The 8,237-nt window shown below is 62.7% G+C and carries 6 protein-coding genes; all 6 read left to right on the top strand.

What is annotated here, in order from left to right:
- Nucleotides 1-85: 85 nt before the first annotated feature.
- The 6 genes from hutI to ABLV52_RS23635 all read left to right on the top strand — a co-directional run bounded on the left by hutI (nucleotide 86) and on the right by ABLV52_RS23635 (nucleotide 7,924).
- Entirely contained in the window at nucleotides 86-1,345 is a 1,260-nt protein-coding gene (gene hutI, locus ABLV52_RS23610) for an imidazolonepropionase (protein ID WP_074423100.1), read from the top strand.
- Nucleotides 1,342-2,298, top strand: coding sequence for a formimidoylglutamase (gene hutG / locus ABLV52_RS23615; RefSeq protein ID WP_348890993.1), 957 nt, complete (start codon nucleotides 1,342-1,344; stop codon nucleotides 2,296-2,298). Before hutI ends, hutG begins: the two co-directional genes overlap by 4 nt.
- Before the next feature lie 57 nt (nucleotides 2,299-2,355).
- A complete protein-coding gene (locus ABLV52_RS23620; protein ID WP_023288907.1) occupies nucleotides 2,356-3,081 on the top strand; it encodes a histidine utilization repressor in 726 nt (241 codons plus the stop codon).
- A gap of 141 nt (nucleotides 3,082-3,222) precedes the next feature.
- Nucleotides 3,223-4,911, top strand: coding sequence for a urocanate hydratase (gene hutU, locus ABLV52_RS23625; RefSeq protein ID WP_348890994.1), 1,689 nt, complete (start codon nucleotides 3,223-3,225; stop codon nucleotides 4,909-4,911).
- Complete coding sequence (gene hutH / locus ABLV52_RS23630; RefSeq protein ID WP_032455192.1) at nucleotides 4,908-6,443, top strand: histidine ammonia-lyase; 1,536 nt, start codon at nucleotides 4,908-4,910, stop codon at nucleotides 6,441-6,443. The genes hutU and hutH overlap by 4 nt, the downstream gene beginning before the upstream one ends.
- Nucleotides 6,444-6,541: 98 nt before the next feature.
- Nucleotides 6,542-7,924, top strand: a complete 1,383-nt coding sequence (locus ABLV52_RS23635) for an amino acid permease (RefSeq protein ID WP_023288910.1) — start codon at nucleotides 6,542-6,544, stop codon at nucleotides 7,922-7,924.
- The last annotated feature ends 313 nt before the right edge of the window (nucleotides 7,925-8,237 follow it).

The following is an 8,237-nucleotide window of genomic DNA, read 5'->3' on the forward strand; positions in this document are numbered from 1 at the left end:
TTTACGCAATACGCCGCGTCGCCGGACGGTCTCCAGTCACAAATAAATAACATTTACTCGCGCTTTTGTTGACATTCCCGGCGTTATGAAAATAAATGTCTATACAACCCATGACAAGTTGAACGCTATGACTGAAGCCACCTCCGAACGCGTTATCTGGCGAAACGCCCGTCTCGCCACCCTGAACCCTGATGCTTCCCAACCGTACGGTCTGCTGGAGCGCCACGCGCTACTGGTTCGCGACGGTCGCATTGCGGCGATCGTCCCCGAAGATGACCTCCCCAGCGGGCGCAGGATCGATCTCGAAGGCCGGCTGGTCACGCCGGGATTAATCGACTGCCATACCCACCTGATCTTCGGCGGCAGCCGGGCGCAGGAGTGGGAGCAGCGGCTGAACGGCGTCTCCTATCAGACCATCAGCGCCAGCGGCGGGGGGATTAATGCCACCGTGCGCGCCACCCGCGACAGCAGCGAAGCTGAATTACTGGCGCTGGCGCAGCCGCGTCTGGCCCGCCTGCTGCGTGAAGGGGTGACCACCCTGGAGATCAAATCCGGCTACGGTCTCGATCTGCAAAACGAACGCAAAATGCTGCGGGTCGCCCGCCAGCTGGCGCGCGATAACGCGGTGGAACTCTCGGCGACGCTGCTCTCCGCCCACGCCACGCCGCCGGAATATCAAGGCGACGCCGACGGCTATATTACGCTGGTCTGCGACACTATCCTGCCGACGCTGTGGCGGGAGGGACTGTTTGAAAGCGTTGACGTCTTCTGCGAAAACGTCGGCTTCAGCCCGCAGCAAACCGAGCGGGTGTTTCAGGCGGCGCAGGCGTTGGGCATTCCGGTTAAAGGTCACGTTGAGCAGCTCTCCTCGCTGGGCGGCGCCCAGCTGGTGAGCCGTTATCACGGACTGTCCGCCGACCATATTGAATATCTGACGGAAGAGGGAGTGGCGGCGATGCGCGAAAGCGGCACCGTGGCGGCCCTGCTGCCCGGCGCGTTTTACTTCCTCAATGAAACCCGCAAACCGCCGGTGGAACTGCTGCGCAAGTACCAGGTGCCGATGGCGGTGGCGACCGATTTCAACCCCGGCACCAGCCCCTTCGCCAGCCTGCATCTGGCGATGAATATGGCCTGCGTCAAGTTTGGTTTAACGCCGGAGGAGGCGTGGGCCGGCGTGACGCGCCATGCCGCGCGGGCGCTGGGGCGGCAGAACAGCCACGGTCAGCTGGCGGCGGGCTTTGTGGCGAACTTTGCCATCTGGGATGCCGAGCATCCGGTCGAGATGGTGTATGAGCCGGGGCGCAGTCCGCTCTGGGGACGCGTGGTACAAGGAGAATGGCAATGATGCTGTGGCAAGCTACGCCCGCCAACCTTTGGCAGGGGCGCGATGATAGTGCGGAAGCGCCGAATGCGCTGCGCCTGTTTCAGACCATCCCCCGCGCGGAACGCTTCGCGCCGCAGGCGCTGCCCGGCGATATCGCGCTGCTTGGCTTCGCCTGTGACGAAGGCGTCCGGCGCAACAAAGGGCGTACCGGAGCGGCTGACGGCTCGGCGACCCTACGCCGGGCGCTGGCCAATATGGCCAGCCATCAGGGCCACGACCGCTGCGTGGATATGGGCACGATTAGCGTCGATGGCGACCAGCTGGAAGCCGCGCATCAGGCGCTGCGCGAGGCGGTGACCGCCTGCCAGCGCGCCGGGAAACGCACGCTGGTTCTGGGCGGCGGCCACGAGACCGCCTTCGGTCATGGCGCGGGGGTACTGGATGCCTTCCCGGGCGAAAAAGTGGGCATTATTAATCTCGATGCGCATCTTGATCTGCGCATTGCCGAGCGCGCCAGCTCCGGGACGCCGTTCCGCCAGCTGGCGCTGGAGTGTGACGCGCAGCAACGCGCTTTTCACTATACCTGCATCGGCGTCAGTCGGGCGGCCAACACCCAGGCGCTCTGGGAGGAAGCGGCGCGGCGCGAGGTGGCTATCGTGGAGGATCTCCAGGTGCTGGAGGCCTTCGAAACCCGGGTGCTGGCGGAGCTTGAGCGCAACATCGCGCAGTACGATCGTCTGTATCTGACCATCGATCTCGACGTGCTCCCGGCGCGGGAAATGCCGGCGGTGTCGGCCCCGGCGGCGCTGGGCGTGCCGCTGGCGACCCTGCTGCGCATCGTTGAGCCGCTGTGCCGCAGCGGTAAGCTGCAGGCGGTGGATCTGGTGGAGTTCAACCCGCAGTTTGACATTGACGGTCAGGGCGCCCGCGCGGCCGCCCGTCTGGCATGGCAAATCGTCCATTGGTGGCAGTAGCCATTCCGGTATATTCTGGGTGTTTCGCCGCCCATTTTGCAAAAGGAAAGCCAGGCTATGTTTTCACAGCAACCCCGTTCCGCGCCCGCGCCTTTTTATGAGAAGGTGAAGCAGGCTATCGGTGAAAAAATTCACAGCGGCGTCTGGCGACCGCATGACCGTATCCCTTCCGAAGCGGAGCTGGTGGCCCAGTTCGGCTTCAGCCGGATGACCATCAACCGCGCGCTGCGCGAGCTAACGGATGAAGGCCTGCTGGTCAGGTTGCAAGGGGTGGGGACCTTTGTCGCCGAGCCGAAAGGGCAGTCGGCGCTGTTTGAGGTGCGCAGCATTGCCGAAGAAATTATTGCCCGCCACCATCAGCACCGCTGCGAGGTGCTGCTGCTGGAGGAGACCCGGGCGGATCATATTCAGGCGGCGGCGCTCAGCGTAGCGGAAGGCACCCGCATCTTTCACTCGCTGATGGTGCATTACGAAAACGAGGTGCCGGTGCAAATCGAAGATCGCTGCGTCAATGCCGCGGTGGTGCCGGACTATCTTCAGCAGGATTATACCGCCACCACGCCCCATGATTATCTGTCGCTGATCGCCCCGTTAACCGAAGGTGAACATATTGTTGAAGCGGTGCAGGCCACGGCGGAAGAGTGCGCGCTGCTGCATATTCACGCCCACGATCCCTGCCTGCTGATCCGCCGCCGCACCTGGTCGACAACCCACATCGTCTCCCACGCGCGCTTGCTGTTTCCCGGTAGCCGCTATCGTCTGCAGGGCCGCTTTGGCTCCTGATCCACGCTGGCGTCAGCAAAACGTGATTGCTGACGCAATATAACAAAATTGTATCATTTCTGTTAAATCCTGGCTTGCGCATGCTTGTATAGACAAGTATATGTATCTACGTAAACAACGTTCATTGTCAGGAGAACCCCGATGTCGCAAAGCAAATATCGCCAGCTGGACGTCCGTGCGCCAAGAGGCACGACGCTGACCGCCAAGAGCTGGTTGACCGAAGCCCCGCTGCGTATGTTAATGAATAACCTCGATCCCGATGTCGCCGAAAACCCGCACGAGCTGGTGGTCTATGGCGGTATTGGTCGCGCAGCGCGCAACTGGGAATGCTATGACGCTATCGTGAAGGCGCTGAAGAACCTGGAAAACGACGAGACCCTGCTGGTCCAGTCCGGCAAGCCAGTGGGCGTTTTCAAAACCCATGAACACTCGCCGCGCGTGCTGATCGCTAACTCCAACCTGGTTCCGCACTGGGCGACCTGGGAACACTTTAACGAGCTGGATGCCAAAGGGCTGGCGATGTACGGCCAGATGACCGCCGGCAGCTGGATCTACATTGGCAGCCAGGGCATCGTCCAGGGCACCTACGAAACCTTCGTCGAAGCCGGTCGCCAGCACTATCAGGGCAGCCTGAAAGGCCGCTGGGTGCTAACCGCCGGGCTGGGCGGCATGGGCGGCGCGCAGCCGCTGGCCGCGACGCTGGCCGGCGCCTGCTCGCTGAATATTGAATGCCAGCAGAGCCGCATCGATTTCCGTCTGCGCACCCGCTACGTGGACGAACAGGCCACTTCTCTGGATGACGCCCTGGCGCGTATCAAGAAATACACCGCCGAAGGCCGGGCTATCTCCATCGCGCTGTGCGGCAACGCCGCGGAGATTGTGCCGGAGCTGGTGAAACGCGGCGTGCGCCCGGATATGGTCACCGACCAGACCAGCGCCCACGACCCGCTGCACGGCTATCTGCCGAAAGGCTGGAGCTGGGAAGCGTATCAGCAGAAAGCTGAATCCGATCCGCAGGGCACCATTCTGGCGGCGAAACGCTCGATGGCCGACCACGTGCAGGCGATGCTGGCCTTCCATGAGATGGGGGTGCCGACTTTCGACTACGGTAACAACATTCGCCAGATGGCTCAGGAAGTGGGCGTCAGCAACGCCTTCGATTTCCCGGGCTTCGTGCCGGCCTATATCCGCCCGCTGTTCTGCCGCGGTATCGGTCCGTTCCGCTGGGTTGCGCTCTCCGGCGATCCGCAGGATATCTACAAGACTGACGCGAAAGTGAAAGAGATCATCAAGGATGATAAGCATCTGCACCATTGGCTGGATATGGCGCGCGAGCGCATCAGCTTCCAGGGACTGCCGGCGCGTATTTGCTGGGTCGGTCTGGAATGGCGGCAGAAGCTGGGCCTGGCGTTTAACGAAATGGTGCGCAGCGGCGAAGTCTCCGCGCCGATCGTGATTGGCCGCGATCATCTTGACTCCGGCTCCGTCGCCAGCCCGAACCGCGAAACCGAAGCGATGCGCGACGGCTCTGACGCGGTCTCTGACTGGCCGCTGCTGAATGCGCTGCTCAACACCGCCAGCGGCGCGACCTGGGTGTCGCTGCACCACGGCGGCGGGGTAGGCATGGGCTTCTCGCAACACTCCGGGATGGTTATCGTCTGCGATGGCACCGATGAAGCGGCAGCGCGTATCGCCCGTGTCCTGCACAATGACCCGGCCACCGGCGTGATGCGTCATGCCGACGCGGGGTACGAGATTGCCATTGAATGCGCGGCAGAACAGGGTCTGAATCTTCCGATGGTGGCGGCAACGCAGGGGAACGCGAAATGAAATCTTTAACTCTGATCCCGGGTCAACTCAGCCTGTCGCAGCTCCGCGACATCTACAGCCACCCGGTGAATATTGCCCTCGACAGCGGCGCGTTTGCCGCCATTGACGAGAGCGTGGCCTGCGTCAACGCTATCCTTGCCGAAGGGCGGACCGCCTACGGCATCAACACCGGTTTTGGCCTGCTGGCGCAGACCCGTATCTCGACGGAAGATCTGGAGAACCTGCAGCGTTCGCTGGTGCTGTCCCATGCGGCGGGCGTAGGCGAGCCGCTGGACGATGACCTGGCGCGCCTGATTATGGTGCTGAAGATTAACAGTCTGTCCCGCGGATTCTCCGGGATCCGCCTGAGCGTGATCCAGGCGCTGATTGGCCTGGTGAATGCCGGCGTGACGCCGTGGATCCCGGCGAAAGGCTCCGTCGGCGCCTCCGGCGACCTCGCGCCGCTGGCCCATATGTCGCTGACCCTGCTTGGCGAAGGTAAAGCGCGGGTACGCGGCGGCGACTGGCTGCCGGCCACCGAAGCGCTGCGTCAGGCGGGGCTGGAGCCGATTACCCTGGCGGCGAAAGAGGGGCTGGCGCTGCTCAACGGCACCCAGGCGTCGACCGCTTTTGCCCTGCGCGGTCTGTTCGAAGCCGAAGATTTGTTCGCCTCCGCGGTCGTCTGCGGGGCGTTAACCACCGAAGCGGCGCTGGGCTCCCGTCGTCCGTTTGATGCGCGCATCCATGAAGTGCGCGGCCAGCGCGGGCAGATTGACGCGGCGGCGCTGTATCGCCATCTGCTGACCGACGACAGCGCGATCTCGCTGTCGCATCATAACTGCAGCAAGGTGCAGGACCCGTACTCCCTGCGCTGTCAGCCGCAGGTGATGGGCGCCTGCCTGACCCAGATCCGCCAGGCGGCTGAGGTGCTGCTGGCCGAAGCCAACGCGGTGTCCGATAACCCGCTGGTCTTCGCCGCCGAGAATGACGTGATCTCCGGCGGTAACTTCCACGCCGAGCCGGTGGCGATGGCGGCGGATAATATCGCGCTGGCGATTGCCGAAATCGGCTCGCTCTCCGAGCGTCGCATCGCACTGATGATGGACAGCCATATGTCGCAGCTGCCGCCGTTCCTCGTCAAAAACGGCGGGGTGAACTCCGGGTTTATGATTGCCCAGGTCACGGCGGCGGCGCTGGCCAGTGAAAACAAAGCGCTGTCGCACCCGCACAGCGTCGACAGCCTGCCGACCTCCGCCAACCAGGAAGACCACGTCTCGATGGCGCCGGCGGCCGGTCGCCGCCTGTGGGCGATGGCCGAGAACACCCGCGGCGTACTGGCCGTCGAGTGGCTGGCGGCGGCGCAGGGGCTGGATATGCGCGAAGGGCTGACCACCAGCCCGCTGCTGGAAGAGGCGCGCCATCTGCTGCGCGAACGCGTCCCTCACTATACGCAGGATCGCTACTTTGCCCCGGATATCGATAATGCCATTGCGCTTCTGGCGGCCCGTCACCTGACGCGTCTGCTGCCTGCCGTACTGCCAGGCCTGCACTAATCACCGTTGTTCTCTGTACCCGCGTCGGGGGAAATCATTCCCCCGACCGCCCTACATCGCATATTTGTCGTCAAATAAAAAAACCAGGACACCTGTATATGCAACAACAACACAAGCCACATCTGCTGCGCGGGCTCAATGCCCGACACATTCGATTTATTGCGCTCGGCTCCGCGATCGGCACCGGGCTGTTCTATGGCTCGGCTTCCGCCATCAAGGCGGCGGGCCCGGCGGTGCTGCTGGCCTATTTGATTGGCGGCGCGGCGGTGTTTATCGTCATGCGCGCGCTGGGCGAGATGGCGGTGCGCAACCCGGTTTCCGGCTCCTTCGGCAGCTATGCCCGCCAGTATCTCGGCCCGCTGGCCGGGTTTATTACCGGCTGGACCTACACTTTTGAAATGGTAATCGTCGCCCTGGCCGACGTGACCGCCTTCGGCATCTATATGGGATTGTGGTATCCCGATGTCCCGCGCTGGATCTGGATCCTCAGCATCATCTTCTTTATCGGCGCCATGAACCTGTGCAACGTGCGGGTGTTCGGCGAGATGGAGTTCTGGCTGTCGCTGGTGAAGGTGGTGGCGATTATCGCCATGATGCTGGCGGGGGCGGGGATCATCTTCTTTGGCTTCGGCCATAGCTTCCCGGCCACCGGGCTGGAAAATCTCTGGAGCCACGGCGGCTTTGCCCCTAACGGCTGGCAGGGCGTTATCGCTTCGCTTGGCATCGTGATGTTCGCCTTCGGCGGGGTGGAGATTATCGGCGTCACCGCCGCGGAAGCGAAGGATCCGAAGAAGGTCATCCCGCAGGCCATCAATACCATTCCGCTGCGCATTATCCTGTTTTACGTCTGCACCCTGGCGGTGCTGATGGCGATTTTCCCGTGGAACAGCTTTGGCGAGCAGGGGAGTCCGTTTGTGCTGATTTTCGACGGTCTGGGGATCCCGGCGGCGGCGACAATCCTTAACATCATCGTGATCAGCGCCAGCATCTCGGCGATTAACAGCGATATCTTCGGCGCCGGACGCATGATGTACGGCATGTCGAAGGAGGGGCTGGCGCCGAAAAGCTTCCAGCGCATCGCCAGCAACGGCGTACCCTGGATGACGGTGGTGGTCATGGGCGGCGCGCTGCTGGCGGCGGTGGTGCTGAACTATCTGATCCCCGAGCAGGTATTTGTGCTGATTGCTTCGCTGGCGGCATTCGCCACGGTGTGGGTATGGCTGATGATCCTGCTGTCCCATTTCGCCATGCGCCGTAGTTTGTCTGCCGAAGAGCGCAGCCAGATTGCCTTCCCCGTTCCGTTCTGGCCGGTGGCACCGCTGTTAACGCTGCTGTTTATGGGGCTGGTCATCGCTGTGCTGGGGATGTTTGCCGAGACGCGGATGGCGCTGATCGCCGGCCTGGTCTGGCTCGGGCTGCTGACGGTGGTGTGGTACGCGCGGGTGCGTAAAACCGCGCTGCAGGTTGTCACTGAGCAGTAAATCAGATCTCCCCGGCGGCGCTGCGCTTGCCGGGGCTACGAGGTGTAGGCCTGGGAGAGGACCCCGTAGCCGCCACCCGGCACAAAATCGGCTCTGTGCCTGCTGTCATCGCCCGGCGGCGCGGCGCTTACCGGGCCTACGAGGTATGAGCCAGTGAGAGGACCCCGTAGGCCGGGTAAGGCGCAGCCGCCACCCGGCAAAATAACGGCACAACCGAAAATGTCTTGTTCGCACTGCGCCTGGCAGGGCTACAACTTCTATGTCAATTCCGGGCAGATTGCGCTCCCGGTTAATTTTCTGCGTTATGTCTCTT

This window comes from Klebsiella sp. GB_Kp056, assembly GCF_040064755.1.
GTDB classification, from domain to species: domain Bacteria; phylum Pseudomonadota; class Gammaproteobacteria; order Enterobacterales; family Enterobacteriaceae; genus Klebsiella; species Klebsiella quasipneumoniae.